At 53.9% G+C, this 23,545-nt stretch carries 19 protein-coding genes; 8 read left to right on the top strand and 11 right to left on the bottom strand.

Annotated elements, in window-relative coordinates; translation table 11 throughout:
* The first annotated feature begins 52 nt into the window (after positions 1-52).
* The gene (locus CJP72_RS06700) at positions 53-2,131 is read left to right on the top strand and encodes an ABC transporter permease (RefSeq protein ID WP_162380103.1); all 2,079 of its coding nucleotides are present in this window, start codon (positions 53-55) and stop codon (positions 2,129-2,131) included.
* 11 nt (positions 2,132-2,142) lie between these two features.
* Complete coding sequence (gene fbpC, locus CJP72_RS06695) at positions 2,143-3,189, top strand: ferric ABC transporter ATP-binding protein (RefSeq protein ID WP_162380102.1); 1,047 nt, start codon at positions 2,143-2,145, stop codon at positions 3,187-3,189.
* A 166-nt stretch (positions 3,190-3,355) separates the two neighbouring features.
* On the opposite strand, the gene mmuM is transcribed toward fbpC, so the two are convergent.
* A complete protein-coding gene (gene mmuM / locus CJP72_RS06690; RefSeq protein ID WP_162380101.1) occupies positions 3,356-4,288 on the bottom strand; it encodes a homocysteine S-methyltransferase in 933 nt (310 codons plus the stop codon).
* A gap of 295 nt (positions 4,289-4,583) precedes the next feature.
* Between mmuM and CJP72_RS06685 the strand changes: the two genes are divergently transcribed.
* A complete protein-coding gene (locus CJP72_RS06685; protein WP_162380100.1) occupies positions 4,584-5,132 on the top strand; it encodes an RNA 2'-phosphotransferase in 549 nt (182 codons plus the stop codon).
* Positions 5,133-5,194: 62 nt separating this feature from the next.
* On the opposite strand, the gene CJP72_RS06680 is transcribed toward CJP72_RS06685, so the two are convergent.
* A complete protein-coding gene (locus CJP72_RS06680) occupies positions 5,195-5,677 on the bottom strand; it encodes a cold-shock protein (RefSeq protein WP_162380099.1) in 483 nt (160 codons plus the stop codon).
* Positions 5,678-5,779: 102 nt separating this feature from the next.
* The gene (locus CJP72_RS06675; RefSeq protein WP_162380098.1) at positions 5,780-6,319 is read right to left on the bottom strand and encodes a DUF2058 domain-containing protein; all 540 of its coding nucleotides are present in this window, start codon (positions 6,317-6,319) and stop codon (positions 5,780-5,782) included.
* Positions 6,320-6,578: 259 nt separating this feature from the next.
* Between CJP72_RS06675 and CJP72_RS06670 the strand changes: the two genes are divergently transcribed.
* Positions 6,579-7,355 (top strand): MBL fold metallo-hydrolase, encoded by a 777-nt coding sequence (locus CJP72_RS06670; RefSeq protein ID WP_162380097.1) that lies wholly within the window; start codon positions 6,579-6,581, stop codon positions 7,353-7,355.
* Positions 7,356-7,393: 38 nt separating this feature from the next.
* Here the strand turns inward: CJP72_RS06670 and CJP72_RS06665 are convergent, their stop codons facing one another.
* Positions 7,394-8,002: a class I SAM-dependent DNA methyltransferase gene (locus tag CJP72_RS06665; protein ID WP_342212284.1), complete on the bottom strand. Its 609-nt coding sequence runs from the start codon at positions 8,000-8,002 to the stop codon at positions 7,394-7,396.
* 164 nt (positions 8,003-8,166) lie between these two features.
* On the opposite strand from CJP72_RS06665, the gene CJP72_RS06660 reads away from it, so the two are divergent.
* On the top strand, positions 8,167-9,249 hold the full coding sequence (locus CJP72_RS06660) for a LacI family DNA-binding transcriptional regulator (RefSeq protein WP_162380146.1): 1,083 nt from the start codon (positions 8,167-8,169) through the stop codon (positions 9,247-9,249).
* A gap of 121 nt (positions 9,250-9,370) precedes the next feature.
* Positions 9,371-12,448: a beta-galactosidase gene (locus CJP72_RS06655; protein WP_162380095.1), complete on the top strand. Its 3,078-nt coding sequence runs from the start codon at positions 9,371-9,373 to the stop codon at positions 12,446-12,448.
* Positions 12,449-12,503: 55 nt separating this feature from the next.
* Here the strand turns inward: CJP72_RS06655 and prpE are convergent, their stop codons facing one another.
* The 4 genes from prpE to prpB all read right to left on the bottom strand — a co-directional run bounded on the left by prpE (position 12,504) and on the right by prpB (position 18,088).
* The gene (gene prpE / locus CJP72_RS06650) at positions 12,504-14,390 is read right to left on the bottom strand and encodes a propionate--CoA ligase (protein WP_162380094.1); all 1,887 of its coding nucleotides are present in this window, start codon (positions 14,388-14,390) and stop codon (positions 12,504-12,506) included.
* A 37-nt stretch (positions 14,391-14,427) separates the two neighbouring features.
* Complete coding sequence (locus CJP72_RS06645) at positions 14,428-15,879, bottom strand: bifunctional 2-methylcitrate dehydratase/aconitate hydratase (RefSeq protein WP_162380093.1); 1,452 nt, start codon at positions 15,877-15,879, stop codon at positions 14,428-14,430.
* A 46-nt stretch (positions 15,880-15,925) separates the two neighbouring features.
* Positions 15,926-17,095, bottom strand: coding sequence for a bifunctional 2-methylcitrate synthase/citrate synthase (gene prpC, locus CJP72_RS06640; RefSeq protein ID WP_162380092.1), 1,170 nt, complete (start codon positions 17,093-17,095; stop codon positions 15,926-15,928).
* A gap of 99 nt (positions 17,096-17,194) precedes the next feature.
* Positions 17,195-18,088: a methylisocitrate lyase gene (gene prpB, locus CJP72_RS06635; RefSeq protein ID WP_162380091.1), complete on the bottom strand. Its 894-nt coding sequence runs from the start codon at positions 18,086-18,088 to the stop codon at positions 17,195-17,197.
* A 253-nt stretch (positions 18,089-18,341) separates the two neighbouring features.
* Between prpB and prpR the strand changes: the two genes are divergently transcribed.
* Entirely contained in the window at positions 18,342-19,937 is a 1,596-nt protein-coding gene (gene prpR, locus CJP72_RS06630; protein ID WP_162380090.1) for a propionate catabolism operon regulatory protein PrpR, read from the top strand.
* A gap of 43 nt (positions 19,938-19,980) precedes the next feature.
* On the opposite strand, the gene yahO is transcribed toward prpR, so the two are convergent.
* The gene (gene yahO, locus CJP72_RS06625; RefSeq protein WP_162380089.1) at positions 19,981-20,256 is read right to left on the bottom strand and encodes a DUF1471 family periplasmic protein YahO; all 276 of its coding nucleotides are present in this window, start codon (positions 20,254-20,256) and stop codon (positions 19,981-19,983) included.
* 783 nt (positions 20,257-21,039) lie between these two features.
* Here yahO and CJP72_RS06620 point away from each other — a divergent pair.
* The gene (locus CJP72_RS06620) at positions 21,040-21,672 is read left to right on the top strand and encodes a LysE family transporter (protein WP_162380088.1); all 633 of its coding nucleotides are present in this window, start codon (positions 21,040-21,042) and stop codon (positions 21,670-21,672) included.
* Positions 21,673-21,692: 20 nt separating this feature from the next.
* On the opposite strand, the gene CJP72_RS06615 is transcribed toward CJP72_RS06620, so the two are convergent.
* Together CJP72_RS06615 and CJP72_RS06610 are read right to left on the bottom strand one after the other, a co-directional pair.
* Positions 21,693-22,877 carry an OmpP1/FadL family transporter gene (locus CJP72_RS06615; protein WP_162380087.1) on the bottom strand — a complete coding sequence of 395 codons (1,185 nt, stop codon included), beginning with the start codon at positions 22,875-22,877 and terminating at the stop codon, positions 21,693-21,695.
* Between the two features lie 164 nt (positions 22,878-23,041).
* Positions 23,042-23,545, bottom strand: a 504-nt coding sequence (locus tag CJP72_RS06610; RefSeq protein ID WP_193568620.1) for an alkyl sulfatase C-terminal domain-containing protein, incomplete at its 5' end; no start/stop codon positions are given.

Here is a 23,545-nt window from a genome sequence, read left to right as displayed (position 1 = left end):
GATAGCGCTTACGCTTATCCGGCCTGGGTCAGGATTGAGCACCGGAAAACGTATGTCACACACACTTACACTCCATCCCGTGAAAAAACGGGATGCGATATTCCTTTGGGTTTTGCTGGGCTGGCTGGCGTTCGCCCTGCTGCCAAGCTGGAGCCTCGATTACGGTCTGCTGGAATCCACGGGCGATGAAATTCTTGAGGCCTATGGCTGGTCTCAGTTCAATATCAGCTGGTTATGGTATCTGCTACCTAGCCTGTTGCTGGTACGTCCGTTCCATGAGGCGAAACGCGAACAGCGCAGCCGCCATTACCTTGACGCAAGCTGGGCGCTGTTGTGCATGGCGTTTATTGTCATTAGCGCAACCGTTGAAGGTCGCGGTTTAGGTTATGCGACCATCGTGCTGTTTGTCGCATTGGGCGCGATCATGACGCTGGCGCTAACCCGCCTCGAATGGCTGGGCGGCGACCGTTTTGTGATCGGCTCACTGGTCACCATCGTGGCATTGATTGGCGTCTTTATTGTCTGGCCAAGTATCGCCATTTTTATCCCCATGTTCACCAACGACGCGGGTGAATTCGCCCCGCTGGCGTTTATGAATGTGCTGTCGCAGGCACATATTATTCAGGTGATCCTCAATTCCATCGCCCTGTCGATTGCGGTGGGCGCAGGGTGCACCTTCTTCGGTCTGGTGCTGGCGATCTACACCACCCGCATTGCCAAACGCAGCGCGATTATTGGCCGTATTTTCTCGATTTTACCGATCGTCACCCCGCCGTTTGTCGTCGGTTTAGGCGTGACGCTCATGATGGGGCGCTCCGGCTACATCACCGAATTGATGGTGGAGTGGTTCGGGTTAACCAACACTAACTGGCTGTACGGTTTTACCGGCATCTGGCTGGCGCAGGTGCTGGCGTTCACCCCGATGGCGTTTATGATCCTCGACGGCGCCATCAAAACCATTCATCCGTCACTGGAAGAGGCCTCCTATACTCTGCGCGCCAGCCGTTGGCAGACCTTTAACGGCGTGTTTGTTCCCCTGCTGAAACCCGCGCTGGCAAACGCGTTCTTAATTGTTATTGTGCAGTCGCTGGCTGACTTCAGTAACCCGCTGGTGCTCGGCGGTAACTTCGACGTACTGGCGACGCAAATCTACTTCTACATCACCGGTTCGCAACTGGATTATCAGGCCGCCAGTACGCTGGGCGCGTTCCTGCTGCTGTTCTCGCTGCTGGTGTTCTGCATCCAGTACATGTGGATCGGTAAACGTTCTTACGTCACCGTTTCCGGTAAATCCTACCGTGGCGACGTGCAGCCGCTGCCGGTCACGCTGGTGTGGAGTGTGGTAGCCATTCTGGCCGTGTGGATAGCCTTTAACGCCTTGCTCTACGGCAGCATTTTCTACGGCAGTTTCACCGTCAACTGGGGCGTGGACTACACCCTGACGCTGGATAACTTTATCAAGCTGTTCGGCCAGGGGATGAGTGACGGCGCATGGCCTTCATTGCTTGATACCCTGCTCTACGCCGGAATTGCCGCGCCGATCACCGCCGCGTTCGGCCTGCTGATTGCGTGGATTGTGGTACGCCAGCAGTTCAAAGGTAAAAAGACCATCGAGTTCACCACCATGCTGTGCTTTGCCGTACCGGGCACCGTGGCGGGCGTCTCGTATATTCTCGCCTTTAACAGCGCCCCGGTGTACCTCACCGGAACGGCGGCGATTGTGATTATCTCGATGGTGATGCGTAACGTGCCGGTCGGCATCCGTGCCGGGATCGCGGGCCTCGGTCAGATCGATAAATCGCTCGATGAAGCCTCGCTCAGCCTGCGCGCCGGAAGCTTACGCACCATTACACACATCCTGTTGCCGCTGCTGCGTCCGGCGATCCTCTCGGCGCTGATCTACAGCTTCGTGCGCGCCATCACGACCGTCAGCGCCATTGTCTTTCTTGTTACGCCGGACACCCGCGTGGCAACGGCCTACATTCTGAACCGCGTGGAAGACGGCGAATACGGGGTGGCGATCGCCTACGGTTCCATTCTGATCGTGGTCATGCTGGCGATCATTTTCCTCTTTGACTGGCTGATTGGGGAAGCGCGTATCTCCCGTTCAAAAGCCAAAAACCAGGCGTAATGGAGCGCACTATGAGTCAGAAAAAATTTGTTGAACTGCGCAACGTCACTAAGCGATTCGGCAGTAACACGGTTATCGACAATATCAATCTCACCATCCCACAAGGGCAAATGGTGACGCTGCTCGGCCCTTCCGGCTGCGGGAAGACCACTATTCTGCGTCTGGTCGCCGGGCTGGAAAAACCGAGCGAAGGACAGATTTTTATTGATGGCGAAGACGTCACCCATCGCTCTATTCAGCAGCGCGATATCTGCATGGTGTTTCAGTCTTATGCCCTGTTCCCGCATATGTCGCTGGGGGAAAACGTCGGCTATGGTCTGAAGATGCTCGGCGTATCACGCAGCGAAGTGAAAGCACGCGTCAAAGAGGCGCTGGCGATGGTGGATCTCGACGGCTTCGAGGATCGCTATGTCGATCAGATCTCCGGTGGCCAGCAGCAACGTGTGGCGCTGGCGCGCGCGTTGATCCTCAAGCCTAAAGTGCTGTTGTTTGATGAACCGCTGAGTAACCTCGACGCCAACCTGAGGCGCAGCATGCGCGATAAGATCCGCGAGCTGCAAAAGCAGTTTGATATCACCTCGCTGTATGTGACCCACGATCAGAGCGAGGCTTTCGCGGTTTCAGACACCGTGCTGGTGATGAACAAGGGACATATCATGCAGATAGGTTCCCCACAGGATCTCTATCGCCAGCCTGCGTCGCGCTTTATGGCGAGCTTTATGGGCGACGCCAACCTGTTCCCGGCGACCTTCAGTCAGGAGTTTGTTGATATTTACGGTTATCGCCTGCCCAGGCCGCTGCATTTTGCAAGCCACGGAGAAGGCACGGTCGGCGTCCGTCCGGAAGCCATTACCTTGAGCGATCGCGGTGAAGAGAGTCAGCGCTGCGTGATTCAGCACGTGGCCTATATGGGACCACAGTATGAGGTAACGGTAGAGTGGCACGGGCAGGAGATCTTATTGCAGGTTAACGCGACTCGCCTGCAACCGGACGTCGGCGAGCACTATTATCTCGAAATCCACCCGTACGGGATGTTTGTGCTGGCGGATGCGGCGTGATGTTGTGCCGGGTGACGTTGCGCTTACCCGGCCGATATTTCTTGTCGCAGGCCCGTTTTCGCAGACCTGATAAATGTGTAGGCCTGATAAATGTGTAGGCCTGATAAGCGCAGCGCCATCAGGCAATCCATGCCCGATGGCAACTAACGCCTTATCAGGCCAACCGTCAGCTTCGCGCTTTTAACGCGGCAATATCCGCAGGCGTGGTGCGACAACACCCGCCAATCACCCGCGCGCCTGCAGCCAGCCACTGCGGCAGGTAATCCGCCAGACGCGCGGCGCTTTCGCCGTGCTGATGCCAGCGTTTACTCACCGCGTCGTAATGCTCACCCGAGTTCGGGTAAACCACCAGCGGCAGTGACGTCAGTCCCTGCAAATGCTGTAACGCGGCGGTGGTATTTTCCAGTGCAATACAGTTGACGCCAATCGCCACCATCTGAGGGAAGTGACTGAGGAAGGCGACCACCTCACGCAGCGGCGTACCGTCGCTCAGATGCTCGCTGTCACGCAGGGTGAAAGTGAACCACGCACGGGCGCGCGGCCAGTCATTCAGCAGTTCCGCCAGGGCTTTGATCTCGGCAAAATTTGGCATGGTTTCGCAGGCCAACAGGTCGGCGCCCGCATCCAGCAACGCTTCCACGCGCGGACGGTGGAACGCCTGAAATTCTTCGCGGCAGCGCTGATAATCGCCACGGTATTCAGAACCGTCGGCAAGAAACGCGCCGTAAGGTCCCACAGAGCCCGCCACCAGCAGTGTGCCCGCCTGTGGGTTTTCCGCCAGATGCGCTTCCCGTGCTTTACGCGCCAGTTCAACGCTCTTGCCGATGAGCGCTTTTGATTGCGCCTCGTCGAAGCCGCGCGCCGCTAAACCCGCTGGTGTAGCCTGATAGCTGGCGGTTATGGCACACTGCGCGCCCGCACGGTAGTAGTCCAGGTGAACCTCGCGGATCAATTCCGGGTTTTCCACCAACACGTTGGCGGACCAGAGTTTGTCCGCTAACGAACAACCACGCGCTTCCAGTTCCGTTGCCAGCGCCCCATCCAGCAACAGAAAATCTTGCGTTTCGAGGATGGCGTTCAACGGATTATACTGCGACATGTTGTGGCTCCTGTTGGAATTTACGATGTCAATAAACAGAAAATCACCCTATCACAACGACGCAAACGATAAACTGTACCATCGCCCATTTTTAACGCCCGTTCAAACCGGTAACCACCGCAGTTCCCCAGCGCTGGCGCTTATCACAAGGAAAGGCGTAACGGTTAGAAACAAAAAGAGCCGCACACCCGAAACCCCGTCACGGTTATCGTCGGGCGAAGATGCTCAGTGGTAGAGTAAGGTATTTTCAGCGCATCCCGCATTGGCTGGAGTACGGACAGCGGAATTAAGGCACATGAGAAATTCATTCACCGACGTCAGCAAATTTTTAAGCTATGTCTTACGGCATCATCCTGAAGCGATGGGTCTGGAAGTCGACAGCGAAGGATGGGCCGATATCGATGCCCTGATTCGCTGCGCGGCCCAGGGGAATCATCCTCTCGATCGGCAACTGATTCTGAGCATTGTCGGAACCAGCGATAAAAAACGGTTTGCCCTCTCTGCGGATGGCAAACGGATACGCGCGGTTCAGGGGCATTCATCCCAACATGTCGACATCCGGTTTGTCGAAAAAATGCCGCCTGAATTTTTATTTCATGGCACCGCCACGCGATTTGTCGATGCTATTCGTCAACAGGGATTACGGGCTGGTTCCAGACAGTATGTCCATTTATCCGCCGATGAAACAACCGCAACAGCGGTTGGAAAGCGACACGGAAAACCGGTGGTCTTGAAGATTGATGCGCGCCTAATGCACTCACAGGGGATCGCATTTTATCAGGCTGATAATGGCGTCTGGCTGACCAAAACGGTGCCGGTCAGTTTTATTTTGTGGGAGGCGTAAGCGTTGCCGAAATTCTGCGGCTTAGATAAGCAGAATTTCGGCTGGAGTCAGTCTGAATGACGTCAGATCTTGAGCATTTTAACCGTGGCCTCGATGTCTATCTCATCTTCCGAGAAGATTAACGTCGTGCCCTGAAACGTGGTGATCGCCAGTTTTTTCACCGAGCGCATTTCGCCAGGCTTCACGTCTGTTTTGGGTCTGATATTGCTCATCAGGATCCCCACCGACAGCACTGCGTTTTCTTTATCAATGCCGGTATCGACAGGGACTTCTTCGCTGTACACCAGGAAAGACTTGATCGAGGTAAGCTTAAGGCGCTCGCCCGCGATATAGATGTATTTGCTTTCCGGGACGACTTTCACCGCATAGGCTGACAAGCCCTTGTTGTTGGTAGTCGGTTCGAAGGTCACCGCCGCATCTTTCTTAATAAGCTCCGGATTGGCGACCTTAATCACATGAAAATAGCGGTTATCACCATTTTCATCTTTGATAAATCCAAAGCCTTTATCTTTAAACCATGTTGTGATTGTTCCGTTCATCGCCATTACCGCCTGATTAATCGTTTATCTACTCAGATTTGCAGCGCGCAGTGTAAAGCACAACGCCTGCACAGACTATGCCTTTGGCTAAGTCTGGACTACCGTGATTTACCACATCAAATCATCGGGTACTTTAAAGTCAGCATACGGATCGTCTTCATCCTGCTCTTCTGCACTCAGCGCGCTGTGTAACACAATGCTGTTCGCATCTCGCTGGGCGATTTTATCGGCTACGCTCGCCGGGATAATCGCGTATTCACTCTCGCTACTGTTATCAACAGCCAGACGCGCAATCGCAAGACGACCGTTGATCAGTTGAGTCTGGGTCAGCTTATCGACCATGATTTTTTTGATTAAATTACTGTCGGTGAAGTTAAATCCAATATCGCCTCCTGGAATGGTGATTCGGTTCATTTCAATAAGTTGCTTCACCTGTGCTTTATACTCTTTCGATAACACAGCCTGTTTTTGTTGTTCGCTAAGCTGTTTATCACGCTCAATTTGTGCTTTTTTATTCTCTTCCACGGCCTCTCTCGCCTCACGAGCCTGAACGCGTGATTTTTTAGCCGTTCTCTGGACTTTGGCCATTTTTTTGCTGGTTACTAAGCCCGCTTTAAGCATCTGCTCTTGTAAGGTGAGTTTCGTCATTTTCGTATCTAAACCGGTTGAATATTTACTGGGATTATACCTGCATTTTTTGAGGCTGTATCGGGTCACCGTCCCGGATCACCGCTCTTCGTGTGGCGTAAGCAGCCGTGTTTGTGGGTTTCAGGAGGGTGATGAGCAATTGTGCTGAACCCGACAGATCAATTGGCCCAATCCCATCGTGACTTGCCCATTTGCCCACATCCATCTTCTGGACAACACTCTACGATGGCACCACTGACTCACCACGTGGAGAAACATCATGAACATCACCCAAATTCGTAATGCCACACAGCTCATCACCTTTGGCCACAAAACGTTTCTGGTAGACCCCATGCTTGCCCCGCAAGGTGCATACCCAGGATTTGCCGGAACGGCGCGCGCGGAGATCCGTAATCCGACGGTGGAATTACCGTGCAGTATTGACACGCTGTTGAAAGCCGATGTCCTGATCGTCACCCATCTGCATGAAGATCACTGGGATGAGGCTGCGGCTCGTTTGATACCAAAGGACAAACCTGTCTACGTGCAAAATGCCCAAGATGCGCAAACGTTGTGGGATCAAGGTTTCACCCAAGTTACTGTTTTGTCGGAAAACACAGTTTTGGGTGATATCACCCTGCGTAAAACCGGCGGTCAGCACGGGTCGGATCGCGCTTACGCCATTCCACAAATGGCGGAACGTTTAGGGGAGGCTTGTGGGGTCATTTTCCAACATCCTGAGGAGAAGACGCTGTATCTGGTCGGCGATACGATCTGGCGAGACGAAGTGGAAGCCGCGATGTCGTCATTCCAGCCCGACGTGGTGATCGTAAATGCAGGATTTGCGCACGTCCTCGGTTTTGGCCCGATCATTATGGGCGCGGAAGATGTGCTAAAAACCCACTTCGTGCTGCCGCAGGCCCAGATTGTAGCCAGCCATATGGAGGCGATAAACCACTGCCTGCTCACCCGTGACGCGCTCAGGCAGTATGCCAGGGATAACCAAATTGCCGGCTTCGTGAATGTGCCGCACGATGGTGAAATGCTCACATTTTAATGGCACAAAACTTTCCACGGTGTGGCGTAAGTGCACACCTAACCTCGTTTTTTCGCCAGCCAAATGGTATGCCCGGTGCACTGAGGGTCCTCCATCATCATCTCCACAACCTCAAAGCCGTTTGCCGACAGGAGGGCGCGGTACTCCTGGGGGGCAAGACTGGCATGGAACAACGGCTCGCCCTCAAACTGCCCCATGGCTACCCCGTTTCCGGGGCCGCTGGTAAACATTAATGCACTACCTGGATGGCTGAGCTGCGCAAAAATCGGGAACATCGTTTGCTGGTCTTGCTGGGTTAAATGGAAAAAGCTGTCCCACGCTATCAGACCGTCAAAGGTTTCATTGAACGTTAATTCGCGCATATCCTGCTCCAGCCAGCGCTGGCAGGGAAAGGATTCCCGGGCGCGCGCCAGCATCGCCGCAGAGCCGTCAACACCGGTCAGTTGAAAGCCTTGCCGGATAAAATAGTCAGCAATCGGCTGACCATTCCCACAACCGATATCGAGAATGCTTCCCTTCCTACCGATTACGGTGATGAATTTATCCAGCCAGCGTTTTTCAAAAAGGGTGCGCGAGCGCTGGCGGGCATAGGCATCAGCGTGACGTCGGTAGATAGACAGAATGTTCTTCGCCGCAGAGTCGCTCACGATGTCCTCACATTTTTGTTCTGTTAAGCATAATGACGATAAATCCTCCCGCACACGCTCCGCAACCCTGGAATGCGCCTCGCAGAACCCATGCGCAAATACCCCATAACCTTCTCACTGTGGCATCATAGCGCGCAGATAACGTCATGACAGGGGTGATTAACGTGAAACCGGTAACGCTATACGATGTGGCAGAGCATGCAAGCGTCTCTTATCAGACCGTCTCCCGCGTCGTGAATCAGGCCAGCCACGTTTCCGCGAAGACTCGCCAGAAAGTGGAAGCTGCCATGGCGGAGCTCAATTACATTCCCAACCGTGTCGCGCAGCAGTTAGCAGGGAAGCAGACACCGCTGATTGGCGTGGCAACGGCGAACCTTGCCCTGCACGCGCCTTCACAAATCGTTGCCGCGATAAAATCCCGCGCCGACCGCTCCGGTGCCAGCGTGGTGATCGCTATGGTTGAGCGTAGCGGCGTAGAAGCGTGTAAAGCCGCCGTTCATAACCTGCTGTCACAGCGTGTGACCGGACTTATCATCAACTACCCCCTTGATGAAGAAGATGCCATTGCCGTCGCAGCCACCTGCGGCACGGTGCCTGTTTTATTCCTCGACGTTTCTGACCAGACGCCAATTAACAGCGTGATTTTCTCCCATGACGACGGCGCACGTCTCGGTGTTGAACATCTGGTGCAGCACAGGCATCAGCGTATCGCCCTGCTGAGCGGGCCGCGCACTTCGGTTTCGGCAAGGCTACGGCATGCGGGCTGGCATAAATATCTGGCGCACTACCAGCTGCAACCCGCTGCGGAGATGGAAGGCGACTGGAGCGCGATGTCTGGATTTCAGCAAACGCTGCATATGCTTAATGCCGGTCATCTCCCCACCGCCATGCTGGTCGCTAACGATCAGATGGCGCTGGGCGCCATGCGGGCAATCAGCGAGTTTGGTCTGCGTGTGGCGGTTGATATCTCGGTGATTGGCTATGACGATACCGAGGACAGCGCCTGTTATATTCCGCCACTCACGACCATCAGGCAAGATTTTGCAATGCTTGGACAGACCAGCGTCGATCGCCTACTGCAACTTTCTCACGACGAATCAACCTACGGGAATCAACTGCTGCCAGTCACGCTAGTGGAACGCAAAACCGTTCAGCCCCCCACAACACAACACGCCTCCCCTCAGGCGCTGGCCGACTCGCTGATCCAACTGGCGCGGCAAATTTCTCAACTCCCCCCCAAAATGTGAACGCATAACAATTGTGTGAGTCAGTTCACTCATTGAGTGAACTATCCTTTACAGTGGGAATTCATTCTTCTTATTTTGATTGAAATTGTGAGCGAATAACAAATTCAAGCAGGATACCGTTATGAACCTGAACACAGATTCACTCGCCGCCGTACTGGCCAGACGCGACTGGGAAAACCCCGGCGTTACACAGCGTAACCGTCTGGAGGCGCATCCTCCTTTTGCCAGTTGGCACGACGCCACGGATGCACGCGATAATCGCCCTTCATCGCGCATTCGCAGCCTGAACGGCGCGTGGAAATTTAACTGGTTCGCGTCACCGGAAGCGGTGCCGGAAAGCTGGCGACTGAGCGATCTCAACAATGCCGATACGATAGCCGTGCCTTCAAACTGGCAGATGGACGGCTATGATGCGCCCATTTATACCAACGTGACGTATCCGATCCCGGTGAATCCGCCGTATGTTCCTCATGAAAATGCTACAGGGTGTTATTCGCTCACATTCACTGTTAGCGATGCTGAATTGCGCGATGGGCAGACGCGAATCCTCTTTGATGGCGTGAATTCCGCTTTCTATCTGTGGTGCAACGGTCGCTGGGTGGGCTACGGCCAGGACAGCCGTCTGCCGTCCGAATTTGACCTCAGCGATTTTCTGGTCACCGGTGAGAACCGCCTGGCAGTGATGGTGCTGCGCTGGAGCGACGGCAGCTATCTGGAAGATCAGGATATGTGGCGGATGAGCGGTATCTTCCGCGATGTCTCGTTGCTGCACAAACCGGACACGCAAATCCGCGACCTGCGTATCAACACCCGTTTTAACGATGATTTCAGCCGTGCTGTGCTGGAGACGGAAGTCCGGGTCGCCGGTGAACTGCATGACCCTTTACGCGTGACGGTGCAGTTGTGGAATAAGGACGTCTGCGTCGGAGAAACAACCGCCCCGCTTGGCAGCGATATCATTGATGAGCGCGGCGCATATGCAGACCGTACGACGCTTTGCATCCACGTCGAGCGCCCGGCGCTGTGGAGCGCAGAAACGCCAAATCTGTACCGCGCCGTCGTGCAACTGCATACCGCTGACGGCACGCTGATTGAAGCCGAAGCCTGTGACGTCGGCTTCCGTCAGGTCTGTATTGAGAATGGTCTGTTGTTGCTGAACGGCAAACCGCTGTTGATTCGCGGCACCAACCGTCATGAGCACCATCCGGTCAACGGTCAGGTGATGGACGAAGCGACGATGGTGCAGGATATTCTGCTGATGAAGCAGAACAACTTTAACGCTGTACGCTGCTCCCATTACCCGAATCATCCGTTGTGGTACACCCTGTGCGATCGCTACGGCTTGTATGTGGTCGACGAAGCCAACATTGAAACCCACGGCATGGTGCCGATGAATCGCCTCACCGACGATCCCATATGGCTGCCTGCCATGAGCCAGCGCGTCACGCGCATGGTGCAACGCGATCGCAACCATCCGAGCATTATCATCTGGTCGCTGGGCAATGAATCCGGTCACGGCGCTAACCATGACGCGCTGTACCGTTGGCTGAAATCCGAGGATCCGTCCCGCCCGGTGCAGTACGAAGGCGGCGGCGCGGATACCGCCGCAACCGACATCGTCTGCCCGATGTATGCCCGCGTCGATCAGGATCAGCCGTTTCCGGCAGTGCCGAAATGGTCGATTAAAAAGTGGCTGTCGATGCCCGGCGAGCAGCGTCCGCTGATCCTCTGCGAATACGCCCACGCCATGGGCAACAGTTTTGGCGGCTTCGCCAAATACTGGCAAGCGTTCCGTCAATATCCGCGCCTGCAGGGTGGGTTTGTCTGGGACTGGGTGGATCAGTCGCTGATTAAATATGATGAGAGCGGCAAGGCATGGTCAGCCTACGGCGGCGACTTTGGCGACACGCCCAACGATCGCCAGTTCTGTATGAATGGCCTGGTCTTTGCCGATCGCACGCCGCATCCTGCCCTGTATGAAGCGAAACACGCACAGCAGTTTTTTCAGTTTTCGCGACTACCAGGCGCAGAATGCAAGATAGAAGTGACCAGCGAATATCTGTTCCGCCGCAGCGATAACGAGATTCTGCACTGGTCGATTGCCCAGGACGGCAACCCGCTGGCTGCCGGAGAGGTGGTGCTGGATATCGCCCCACAGGGTCGCCAGGTCATCGCTCTGCCAGAGATTCCGGCACCCAAAACGGCAGGTCAACTGTGGTTAACAGTACATGTCGAACAACCGCAGGCAACTGCCTGGTCGCCGGCCGGACATATCAGCGCCTGGCAGCAGTGGAAACTTAACGAGAAACTCTGCACGCAACGGCCTCCGCGCGCCAACAACGCTTCGCAACTCACTGCCAGCGAAACAGCCTTCAGCATTACGGTGAACGATAAACGCTGGGAATTCTGCCGCCAGCAGGGCGTACTGACACAGTACTGGATTGGCGATGAAGCCCAGTTGCTGACCCCGCTTATCGACCAGTTCACTCGCGCGCCGCTGGATAACGATATTGGCGTCAGCGAGGCGACCCGTATTGATCCCAATGCCTGGGTCGAGCGCTGGAAAGCCGCCGGACATTATCAGATGCAGGCGGTACTGCTGCAATGCGATGCCGACAAACTTGCCGACACGGTACTGATCGCCACTGCCCATGCCTGGCAGTTCCAGGGCGAAACGCTGTTTATCAGCCGTAAAACGTATCGCATAGACGGCAATGGTGAAATGCAGATAACCGTGGATGTTGAGGTCGCCAGCGGTACGCCGCATCCGGCGCGAATCGGCCTGAGCTGCCAGCTGGCGCAGGTGGCAGAACGGGTGAACTGGTTAGGTCTCGGCCCCCATGAGAACTACCCGGATCGCCTTTCCTCCGCCTGTTTCGATCGCTGGGATCTGTCGCTTGATGAGATGTATACGCCGTATGTGTTCCCCAGTGAGAACGGTCTGCGTTGCGCTACACGTGAACTGAAGTACGGTGCGCATATCTGGCGTGGCGACTTCCATTTCAATATCAGCCGCTACAGCCAGCAGCAACTGATGGAGACCAGCCACCGCCATCTACTGCAACCGGAGGCGGGCACCTGGCTCAATATTGACGGCTTTCATATGGGCGTCGGCGGCGATGACTCCTGGAGTCCTTCCGTCTCGCCGGAATTCCAGCTCAGCGCCGGGCGTTATCATTACCGGGTGAGCTGGGGTTAACGTATTGCCGGAGGGTCTGTAGGCCCGGTAAGCGAAGCGCCACCGGGCACCAGAGCTACTCCTCAATGGCCTGGCGGATCTGTTCTAACGACGCAGGATCGTCGATGGTGGTCAGATCGCCCGGATCGCGCCCTTCGCAAATGGCCTGGATCGTACGTCTGAGCATCTTCCCGGATCGCGTCTTCGGCAACTGAGACACAAACCAGACGTGCGCCGGGCGACCAAAATTGCCGATCTGACTGTCCACCAGCGCCATGATCGCTTTCTCTTCGCTGTGCGCCACATCGCGGTCTTCCAGACTGTCGCTCAGTTTCGGGATCACAAACGCCACCGCCACTTGCCCTTTCAGCGCATCTTTCACCCCCACCACCGCCACTTCCGCCACGTTCGGGTAACTGGAGATACTCTCCTCGATTTCGCGGGTTCCCAGACGGTGTCCGGCGACATTAATCACATCATCTGTTCGCCCGAGGATAAAGTAATAACCGTCGGCATCGCGGATACCCCAGTCAAAGGTGGCATATACCGGGCGGGAGAACAGCGACCAGTAGGTGTCCACAAAACGTTTGTCGTCACCCCAGATGGTCTGAATACATCCCGGCGGCAGCGGTCCCTCAATGACCAGCATTCCCTTTTCATTCGCCTGACAGGGTTCGCCGGTCATCTCGTTGAGCAGTTGTACGTTGTAGCCATACATCGGTACACCAGGACTGCCGAGCCGCGATGGTCTGTCATCCAGTCCACGGGCAAGCGCCATAATCGGCCAGCCCGACTCGGTCTGCCAGTAATTGTCGACAACCGGCACACCCAGCGTTTCGGTCACCCAACTGGCGGTAGGTTCGTCCAGAGGTTCGCCCGCCAGATAGAGCACTTCCAGCGAGGAGAGATCGTGATGACGAATTTGCGCGGTCGGGAATTTCTTCAGCACACGAATGGCGGTCGGTGCAGAGAACATCCGGCTGACCTGATATTTCTCGACAATTTTCCACCACACGCCGCAGTCCGGATACGTTGGCAACCCCTCGTAAACAATGGTCGCCATCCCCGCCAGCAATGGCGCATAGACAATGTAGGAGTGCCCGACGACCCAGCCGATATCCGACGCGCAAAAGAAGACGCCGCCCGCTTTACCGCCAAAAATGGTGTCCATCGTGGTCGCCAGCGCCACCGCATATCCCCCAACGTCACGCTGCACGCCTTTCGGTTTTCCGGTGGTTCCCGAGGTATACAGAATGCAGGAGGTTTCGTTGGATTCCAGCCAGGCGACAGGCACCTTCGCGCCGAGATGCTGCTGACGAAGTGTCGCAAAATCAAGATCGCGCCCCGCAACACGCGCCATTTTCGCCAGCCCGCGATCCACCAACAGCACATGGCGCGGCTGATGCTGCGCCTGCGCGATAGCCTCATCCAGCAGCTTTTTATACGGCAGGATTTTACCGCCCCGCGCCCCGGCATCCGCCGAGACAATCAGCGCCGGTTTGGCATCATCGATTCGCGCCGCCACGCTGTGCGAAGCAAAGCCGCCGAAGACTACGGAGTGAATCGCGCCAATACGCGCGCAGGCCAGCAACGTAATGTGCGCTTCGGCAATCATCGGCATATAGACCAGCACCCGATCGCCGCGCTGTACACCAAGCGACTGTAGCATTGACGCCACCACATTCACTTCGTCATACAGCTGGCTGAAGGTGTATGTACGCTCTTCTTCGGTTTCTGATGAAATCGCAATCAGCGCCAGCGCGTTGGGTTGCTTCCCCACCCAACGATCAATGGCGTTGTGGCACAGGTTCGTCGTACCACCGCAAAACCAGCGGGCAAACGGTGGGTTGCTGTGATCCAGCACCTGCGTAAAAGGCTGCTGCCAGTCAATACGCTGGGCCTGTTCGGCCCAGAATGTTTCAGGTTGCTCGATAGAACGTTGATAAAACTCGCTAAAAGACATAATGCTCTCCTGTTGAACTTACGCCTTACCGCGCGTGTTAGATCACGTACAGATCGACATACTCATTAACGGGCATCTGCTCCAGGCGAGTTCTGTCCAGGGAGACCTCCAGAATGCGCTGCTGCTGACGGGCCGGGAACTGACGCGCCAGGTTGATTTTGAATTTATCGACCAGTTTCGGAATACCGTCTTTACGACGACGCGCATGGCCGATTGGGTACTCCACCACCACCTCTTCAAAGCGCGAGCCGTCGGTAAATTCAAGGGTGATGGCGTTGGCGATAGCGCGTTTTTGCGGATCGTGATAGTCGGTAGTAAAGGCCGGATCTTCAAAGCAGTTGATCTTCTCGCGCAGGGCGTCGATGCGTTTGTCCTGCGCCACGCTGTCTTCATAATCTGCCGCCGTTAAGCGTCCGAACAGCAGCGGGATAGCGACCATGTACTGTATACAGTGATCACGGTCAGCCGGGTTATTCAACGGCCCTTTTTTGTCGATAATACGAATACAGGCTTCATGTGTGCGGATGGTCACCTTCTCGATATCCGCCGCGGTTTTACCTGCCGCCTGCATTTGCGCATAGAGGGTCATTGCTGCCTCAACTGCGGTCTGCGAGTGGAATTCCGCCGGGAAGGAGATCTTAAACAGCACGTTCTCCATCACATAAGAGCCGTACGGACGCTGGAAGCGGAATGACTCGCCATTGAAGGAGACATCATAAAAACCCCAGGTTTTTGCCGTCAGTGCGGACGGATACCCCATCTCGCCGGTTTTCGCCATCAGCGCCAGACGTACCGCGCGAGAAGTCGCATCCCCTGCCGCCCACGATTTACGCGTGCCGGTGTTCGGCGCATGACGATAGGTGCGCAGCGATTGACCGTCAACCCACGCCAATGACACCGCATTGAGGATCTCGTCGCGGGTCAGTCCCAGCATCTCAGCAACCACTGCGGTAGAAGCCACTTTCACCAACAGCACGTGATCCAGCCCGACGCGGTTGAAGGAGTTCTCCAGCGCAATACACCCCTGAATTTCATGGGCTTTGATCATACCGGTCAGCACTTGCTTCATGGTCAACGGCGCTTTTCCAGCAGCGACCGCGTTACGCGAAAGCCAGTCTGCCGTTGCCAGAATACCGCCGAGGTTATCGGAAGGATGACCCCACTCCGCCGCCAGCCAGGTATCGTTAAAGTCGAGCCAGCGGATCATCGCGCCGATGTTAAAAGCGGCCTGTACTGGATCAAGCTGAAACTGAGTGCCCGGCACGCGTACACCGTTTGGCACCACTGTGCCTGGCACAACCGGCCCCAGCAGTTTTTTACAAGCCGGATATTCCAGCGCTTCCAGACCACAGCCTAATGTGTCGAGCAGACAGTAATGCGCGGTGTCATACGCCACTGTCGACGTGATCTCGTAATTCATCACGTAATCAACGATATCAACGATTTCACGGTCAAATTCCGGGCGAACATTCATGATTTGTGCGGACATAGGGTACGTTTCCTGCTTCTTGTTATCTAAGGTATTAGGTTGTGTATTACTGGCGTTCATCCAGTGGAACAAAGAGGCGATCTTCCGGGCCGGTGTAATTGGCGGAAGGACGGATAATTTTATTATCCTGGCGTTGTTCGATGATGTGCGCCGCCCAGCCGGTGACGCGGGCAATCACAAACAACGGTGTAAACATTTCCGTCGGGACGCCCATCATGTTGTAGGAGACCGCCGAGAACCAGTCGAGATTCGGGAACATCTTTTTCGTTTCCCACATTACCTCTTCCAGACGGTCGGCGATGTTGTACATCTTCAGCGACCCGCCCTCCTGAGAAAGCTGCTTCGCCACTTTCTTGATCACCTGATGACGCGGATCGGCGATGGTATAGACCGGATGCCCGAAACCAATTACTACCTCTTTGTTTTCCACGCGTTGACGGATGTCGGCCTCGGCTTCGTCCGGCGTTTCATAGCGCTGTTGAATTTCCAGCGACACTTCATTCGCGCCGCCGTGTTTCGGGCCGCGCAGCGCGCCAATCGCGCCGATAATCGCCGAATAGACGTCGGAGCCCGTCCCTGCAATCACACGACTGGTAAAGGTGGAAGCGTTAAATTCATGTTCGGCATACAGCACCAGCGAGATGTGCATTGCCTTTTCCCAGCTTTTCGACGGTTTTTCACCGTGCAGCAGATGCAGAAAGTGTCCGCCGACAGAGTCATCATCCGTTTCCGGCTGGATACGCTCGCCGTTGTGACTGTAGTGATACCAGTAGAGAAGAATGGAACTGAGCGAGGCCAGTAGCTTGTCTGCGATGTCGCGAGCGCCGGAGACGGTGTGCCCCTCTTTTTCCGGCAGCGTACACCCCAACGCGGAAACGCCCGTGCGCATCACGTCCATCGGGTGAGACGCCGCTGGCAGCGCTTCCAGCACGGTACGCACATTGGCAGGCAATCCGCGCAGCGCTTTTAATTTAATTTTATACGCCTGAAGTTCATCGCGGTTCGGCAACTTGCCGTGAATAAGCAAATGCGCCACTTCTTCAAATTCGCAATGCTGGGCCAGATCGAGAATATCGTAGCCGCGATAGTGCAAATCGTTACCACTTTTGCCAACGGTGCACAGTGCGGTATTTCCCGCCGCGACCCCGGAAAGGGCGACAGATTTTTTCGGTTTAATGACATGGGTATTATTTTGCAGGATCGTCGTGTCGCTCATAGTGTCCTCGTCATTTTATTAATGTGTAAGGTACAAATTCATCTTGTAGGCCGGATAACGCAGTGCCATCCGGCAGTGCCAGATGGCGGCTGCGCTTTATCAGGCCTGCGAATTATTTTTGGCGAACAGCGCGTCGAGTTTCTCTTCGTACTGGTAATAGTTGATGCTCTCGTACAGTTCGTTACGCGTCTGCATGATGTCGATAACGTTCTTTTGCGTTCCTTCCTGGCGCAGCACGTTATAAACACGCTCAGCGGCGCGGTTCATTGCGCGAAAGGCTGACAATGGATAGAGCGCCATAGCGACGTTGGCGCTGCGCAGTTCATCGGTGGTGAACAGCGGGGTTGCGCCAAACTCGGTGATGTTCGCGAGGATGGGTACCTGTACCGCGTCGGCAAACTGGCGATACATTGAAAGCTCAGTGATTGCTTCCGGGAACAACATGTCAGCCCCGGCTTCAACGTACGCACGGGCACGATCGATAGCCGCTTCCAGACCTTCTACCGCCAGCGCATCGGTACGCGCCATGATCACAAAATTGGGATCGGTGCGGGCATCGACCGCCGCCCGAATCCTGTCCACCATCTCCTCTTTAGAGACAATGGCTTTATTGGGGCGATGGCCGCAGCGCTTGGCACCTACCTGATCTTCAATATGCAGCGCAGCCGCACCGGCTTTGGAAATCGATTTCACCGTACGCGCAACGCTGAAAGCCGAAGAACCAAAACCAATATCGGCATCCACCAGCAGCGGCAACGGGCAAACGTCGGTGATACGGCGAATGTCGGTCAGTACATCATCCAGCGTGGAGATCCCCAGATCCGGTAATCCCAGTGAACCGGCCGCCACACCGCCGCCAGAGAGATAAATCGCCTGATACCCGGCGCGCTGGGCCAGAAGAGCGTGATTCGCGTTGATGGTGCCAACAATCTGCAATGGATTTTCTTTGGTGAGCGCGGCGCGAAACGCCTGCCCCGGAGAATGTAGAGACATATCCCGTCCTTTTGTTATCAACTTGTTGCCTTAGTTGATTTTCATAAAGCAAGGGCTATGCCAACGCTGGCACGAGGACAATCACTTTATTTTCATTCGTTTAAAATCAATAAATTAGCTATTTATTCGATATACAAAGTGAAAAAGTGCGTGCCAGTTAACGTTTCATGAAACGCATGCCGCTGTTTCATTGCAACATTTATGAAACAAGACTACACCCAATACTCTGTTCCATTATTTTTTTCGGGCGACTATGACGGATACGCACCTTCCACCGCGGGTCAATGACGACAAGCCGGTGATCTGGACGGTTTCGGTGACACGGCTATTCGAGCTATTTCGCGATATCAGTCTCGAGTTCGATCACCAGGCGACCATCACCCCCATCCAGCTCGGCTTTGAGAAAGCCGTGACCTATATCCGCAAAAAGCTGGCCAGCGAGCGATGCGATGCGATTATCGCGGCGGGATCGAACGGCGCGTATTTGAAAAGTCGCCTGTCCATTCCCGTGATCCTGATTAAACCCAGCGGTTTTGACGTCTTACAGGCGCTGGCGAAAGCAGGCAAGCTGACCTCTTCCATCGGCGTGGTGACCTATCAGGAGACGCTGCCTGCCCTGATGGCGTTCCAAAAAACCTTTAAGCTGCGTCTGGAGCAACGCAGCTATATCACCGAAGAAGACGCGCGCGGGCAAATTAATGAACTGAAGGCAAACGGCACTGAAGCCGTGGTCGGCGCGGGGCTGATCACCGATCTGGCAGAAGAAGCAGGCATGACGGGTATCTTTATTTATTCGGCCGCCACCGTGCGTCAGGCTTTTAGTGATGCGCTGGATATGACCCGCCTGACACGTCGACAACACCGTCCGTACGCCTCTGAAAACGGGCTACGCACCCGTTATGAGCTGGGCGATATGCGCGGTCATTCACTGCAAATGGAGCAGGTTCGACACACGATTATGCTCTATGCCCGTTCCCGTGCGCCTATTCTGATTCAGGGAGAAACGGGGACCGGAAAAGAGCTGGCAGCCCAGGCCATTCATCGCGAATATTTTACCCGTCAGGGCGGTCGCAGCGGCAAGCGCTCCCCGCCTTTTGTCGCCGTCAACTGCGGAGCGATTGCCGAATCCTTACTCGAAGCGGAGTTGTTTGGTTACGAAGAGGGGGCATTTACCGGTTCACGGCGCGGTGGACGTGCCGGACTGTTTGAGATAGCCCACGGCGGGACGCTGTTTCTGGATGAGATTGGCGAGATGCCCCTGCCGCTACAGACCCGACTCTTGCGCGTGCTGGAAGAAAAAGAGGTGACGCGCGTTGGCGGGCACCAGCCTATTCCGGTGGATGTACGGGTGATTAGCGCCACTCACTGCAATCTGGAACAGCAGATCAAACAGGGACAATTTCGTACCGATCTGTTTTATCGTCTCAGCATTTTACGCCTGACGCTGCCCGCGCTTCGCGAGCGGCAACCCGACATAGTGCCGCTGGCGGAAGGATTTTTAAAACAGTCGCTGGCGGCATTAGAGGCGCCGTTTAGCGAATCGGTACGCGAAGGTTTACAGCAAAGCCAGGCGATTCTGCTGCGTTATGGCTGGCCAGGAAATATTCGCGAATTACGCAACATGATGGAACGCCTGGCGCTTTTTTTAAGCGTTGAGCCACAACCGGCACTCAATGCACATTTTCTACAGCAACTGTTGCCGGAACTGACCGCCGCAGGCGAAGAGGTTTCTCCTCCTGCATCACTCACAGCTCAGCAGGTTCTTGCACAATTTAACGGGGATAAAACCGCAGCCGCGCGGTATTTGGGTATTAGCAGAACAACATTCTGGCGGCGATTAAAAGAATAACCCGCCAGTTAGACTGACGGGTTTTATCGTTCAGAGAGACGCGTTATTTCTTTTTATAAATATTAGCGGTGCCATGGATTTTATTATCCGTCTGGCCAGAGGTGAGTACGACAACATCGGCACCTTTTTCATCTGCTTTCTTCAGCAGATCTGCCTTCGCATCAGAAGTAGACATTTCGTTGCTTGTCGAAATAGTGCCAATTTTGGTGTACTGTGATTCCACTTTATCAAAATCAACTTTCATCATTAACTCTGCTGCATACGCATTTGAAACCACTAAAGCCAACGCACCAATCAATACTTTATATCCAGTCTTCATATAAAACTCCCATTTTTGTTATTACGCTATCATCACAAATACATGTTACAACACCCTTTAAGGATGGTTAATAAGTAGTTCATGTTGCAGAAAAAATCCATAGTGGAAGGCAGAATAAAATGATTTTGCGTGCTAACAATAGCAACGTCATCTGCCCCGACACCAGTCTGGATGCACCGCGATGCCCGCTCGCCTGATAAAATGCCAGAATCAGAAATGTTCATAACATGTTGAAACAAATGTCGTCTTGTGCTTCATCGAAGAAGGTCATCAAACTACATCTCTATTCAGAATAAACTCACCACCGCACGCTATTTTCAATTCTTTTAAAGTTCAGATAAACCATCTTAAATTTGTGCTTTAATGATTACCAATACAAAGTCAATAAAACTCACCCACGGTATTAATCATAGACGTTCACGCTATTATTAAAGAGAAAAAAAGAATAACCGCATCCCTGTTTAACCGCTGTCATCAATAAGTTCTTCTGAACGATACCAAAGAGGGCCCGCATCTATCACATTGAATTTAAAACACAATCAATATAAGCATTAATTAGCCATCATTATCTATTTATCTACGCATTGAACAACGCCATTTTTTTGCGTCTTATTTATTATTATTGAAACCGAACAGATGTGTTGACTTTTTTGCACCTTGTGAGCTGTGCCGCAGTTCCACCGTCTCACCATTGAGCTCACTTGTTGTGATCCCTCTCTCATTCATACACTTTTGCTATCAATAAGATGAAATCAAATCACCCATAATATGGAAGCGTTGTCTATGGAACCCCTCCACGCCGTTGTGCTCACCGTTAGTCTGTTCGTGTTAACGTTTTTTAACCCCGGCGCGAACCTATTTGTGGTAGTGCAAACCAGTCTGGCATCCGGTCGGCGGGCCGGCGTATTGACCGGTCTGGGCGTGGCATTGGGAGATGCGTTTTACTCCGGTCTCGGGCTGTTCGGCATGGCAACGTTGATTACCCAATGCGAGGAGATATTTTCGATTATCAAAATCGTCGGCGGGGCCTATCTGCTGTGGTTTGCCTGGAACAGTATGCGCCACCAGCCGACGCCGCAAATGTCCACGCTCTCGCAACCGATTTCCGCTCCGTGGTATGTGTTTTTTCGCCGTGGGCTGATTACCGATCTCTCAAACCCACAAACTGTACTGTTTTTTATCAGTATTTTCTCCGTAACGCTGAGCGCAGAGACACCGACATGGGCCAGACTGATGGCCTGGGCAGGCATTGTGCTCTCTTCCGTTATCTGGCGAATTTTCCTCAGTCAGGCCTTTTCCCTGCCAGCGGTTCGTCGCGGTTATGCGCGGGTCAATCGCGTCGCCAGTCGCGTTATCGGCGCCATTATTGGCGTTTTCGCCCTGAGGCTCATTTATGAAGGCGTAACGCATCGCTAATGCCTTACGCCTCTCGCCACTCAGAACTGATAGCTATAGTTGAGACTCGCAAACCAGAGGTAGGGATCGTCATAACTCCCGGAAAACGCCTCTGGTGACTTCACTTTTGACGACTGCATATGCAGGTACGACACCGCAAATCCTACATTGCTCGCAGGGGTAATTTGATACTGCGCGCCAGTGGCAAATCGCCATTCATCACCGGTCGGTAATGACAGCGCCACATCGCTTTGTGAGTGATAGACCGTGCTATCAAAGGCAACGCCGGCATTCAACCGCCACTGTTCGGTGGGGCGGTACTGCACGCCTAACGCCGTATGCCAAGAGTCTTTCAGGCGATTCTGCTGGTTGCTCTCCCGCCCGGCAATCGTCACTTGCGGGCTACCGAACTGGCTCCAGTCCTGCCAGCCAAGATCCCCCATCACTGACCACTGCTTATTGATGTCATGCACCAGACTCAACATAATCTGTTGCGGCGCCCGAACCTGTGCCGAAATAGGCAGATCGTATTCAACGTTGGGCAAATTCGGGAAGCGGGCTTTACCGTCAATATTAAAGTCATAATCGGTTTTACTGGTCCAGGTGATGCCCGCCCGCGTACTGTCTGTCAGATCCATCAATAACCCGAGGCGATAGCTCATCGCCCAGTCATGATCATTCTCTTTTTCATCATCACCATTAACATTACGGGTTAATGACAAATAGCCATAGTTCACATTGGCAGACGCGCCAATCGACAGTCTGTCATTTAATTTATAGGCCAGGGAAGGACTCAACGTCATTGCCACCATGGTGCTCTTTTTGATCAAACGATCGCCCGCCCAATCGCCAAAATCAATTCCCAGCCCATAGTTTCCGTATAATCCAATTCCGGCGTAGAGCCTGTCGTTAATTTTTTGAGAATAAAATGAACTGGCCCCCGGAAAAATATTCATCACATTACCCGGACTTTCTTTGCGGGTATCATCGAGGTGATAAGGAATATCACCATCCATGACCTGCAATCCCCCGGTAAACATATGATCAGGTAAACGGGTCATGCCCGCCGGATTGGTGACAATGGTCGAGGCATCTTGTGCCCTGGCCGCCTGTCCTGCCCCTGCCAGCGCCGTATCTTCAGTCCCAATTTCGTAAAAATACAACGCACTGGCATGGGAAAGTGAAGAAAAGAGTAAACCGGTACACACCAGAGTTATTTTTTTCATTGATTACCCGCTGAAATTATTATCATTATCTGTTTTTATTCGCCAGAAAAAGCACGATGGGAAAAGAGATCGAAGAAAAGCGTATTTATCCCATTCTTAGAATAGTCCTGATTTCAAAAAACGATGATGCCCAAAACAGCCAAAAGCAGTTTTGGGCGCATCAGTCAGGGAGTCACGATATTAAACCAGAAGTCGAACGTATCCATAAAACTCAGCATTTCGTCAAACTTCACTGCATTACCGGTAATCGTCACGCTACCGTTATCCTGCGCCTGTTTCAGCGTTTCCTCTTTCAGGATAATTTTATTCAGCGTGGCGCGATTGAGGGTAATGGTTGCATCGGCATGGCTGGACTGCTCATTGGCAGTATGGTTCAACACACCATTCTCAAGTTCGAGTTTGTAGGTGCCGCCGTCGTTACCCAGATCAACATTGAAAACCGCTTTTGCATTCGCCGCTTTTTCACCGTTGAGATGTACACCAAGATAATCAAAGAACATTTCCGGACTCATGGCGCGTACGGTATCCGGGCTGGCGGTGTTCGGGGTCGGGCCTTTCACCACGCCATCACGCAGCTCCTGTGCGCCGGTCAGATAGAAATTACGCCACGGGCCGGACTCGGCCTGATAGCCCAGTTGTTCCAGCGCATCCGCTTCCAGATTACGCGC

The organism is Citrobacter sp. NCU1, assembly GCF_010231475.1.
Lineage (GTDB): Bacteria > Pseudomonadota > Gammaproteobacteria > Enterobacterales > Enterobacteriaceae > Citrobacter_D.
The sequence above is the reverse complement of the archived record's forward strand: the minus strand, read 5'-3'. Positions and strand labels throughout refer to the sequence as shown.

What these genes read in the sequence shown, in the direction of transcription:
- CJP72_RS06700 (WP_162380103.1), top strand. Translation starts at nt 53, where the DNA reads ATGTCACACACACTTACACTCCATCCCGTGAAAAAACGGGATGCGATA.
- fbpC (WP_162380102.1), top strand. Translation starts at nt 2,143, where the DNA reads ATGAGTCAGAAAAAATTTGTTGAACTGCGCAACGTCACTAAGCGATTC.
- mmuM (WP_162380101.1), bottom strand. Translation starts at nt 4,288, where the DNA reads ATGTCGCAGTATAATCCGTTGAACGCCATCCTCGAAACGCAAGATTTT.
- CJP72_RS06685 (WP_162380100.1), top strand. Translation starts at nt 4,584, where the DNA reads ATGAGAAATTCATTCACCGACGTCAGCAAATTTTTAAGCTATGTCTTA.
- CJP72_RS06680 (WP_162380099.1), bottom strand. Translation starts at nt 5,677, where the DNA reads ATGGCGATGAACGGAACAATCACAACATGGTTTAAAGATAAAGGCTTT.
- CJP72_RS06675 (WP_162380098.1), bottom strand. Translation starts at nt 6,319, where the DNA reads ATGACGAAACTCACCTTACAAGAGCAGATGCTTAAAGCGGGCTTAGTA.
- CJP72_RS06670 (WP_162380097.1), top strand. Translation starts at nt 6,579, where the DNA reads ATGAACATCACCCAAATTCGTAATGCCACACAGCTCATCACCTTTGGC.
- CJP72_RS06655 (WP_162380095.1), top strand. Translation starts at nt 9,371, where the DNA reads ATGAACCTGAACACAGATTCACTCGCCGCCGTACTGGCCAGACGCGAC.
- prpE (WP_162380094.1), bottom strand. Translation starts at nt 14,390, where the DNA reads ATGTCTTTTAGCGAGTTTTATCAACGTTCTATCGAGCAACCTGAAACA.
- CJP72_RS06645 (WP_162380093.1), bottom strand. Translation starts at nt 15,879, where the DNA reads ATGTCCGCACAAATCATGAATGTTCGCCCGGAATTTGACCGTGAAATC.
- prpC (WP_162380092.1), bottom strand. Translation starts at nt 17,095, where the DNA reads ATGAGCGACACGACGATCCTGCAAAATAATACCCATGTCATTAAACCG.
- prpB (WP_162380091.1), bottom strand. Translation starts at nt 18,088, where the DNA reads ATGTCTCTACATTCTCCGGGGCAGGCGTTTCGCGCCGCGCTCACCAAA.
- prpR (WP_162380090.1), top strand. Translation starts at nt 18,342, where the DNA reads ATGACGGATACGCACCTTCCACCGCGGGTCAATGACGACAAGCCGGTG.
- yahO (WP_162380089.1), bottom strand. Translation starts at nt 20,256, where the DNA reads ATGAAGACTGGATATAAAGTATTGATTGGTGCGTTGGCTTTAGTGGTT.
- CJP72_RS06620 (WP_162380088.1), top strand. Translation starts at nt 21,040, where the DNA reads ATGGAACCCCTCCACGCCGTTGTGCTCACCGTTAGTCTGTTCGTGTTA.
- CJP72_RS06615 (WP_162380087.1), bottom strand. Translation starts at nt 22,877, where the DNA reads ATGAAAAAAATAACTCTGGTGTGTACCGGTTTACTCTTTTCTTCACTT.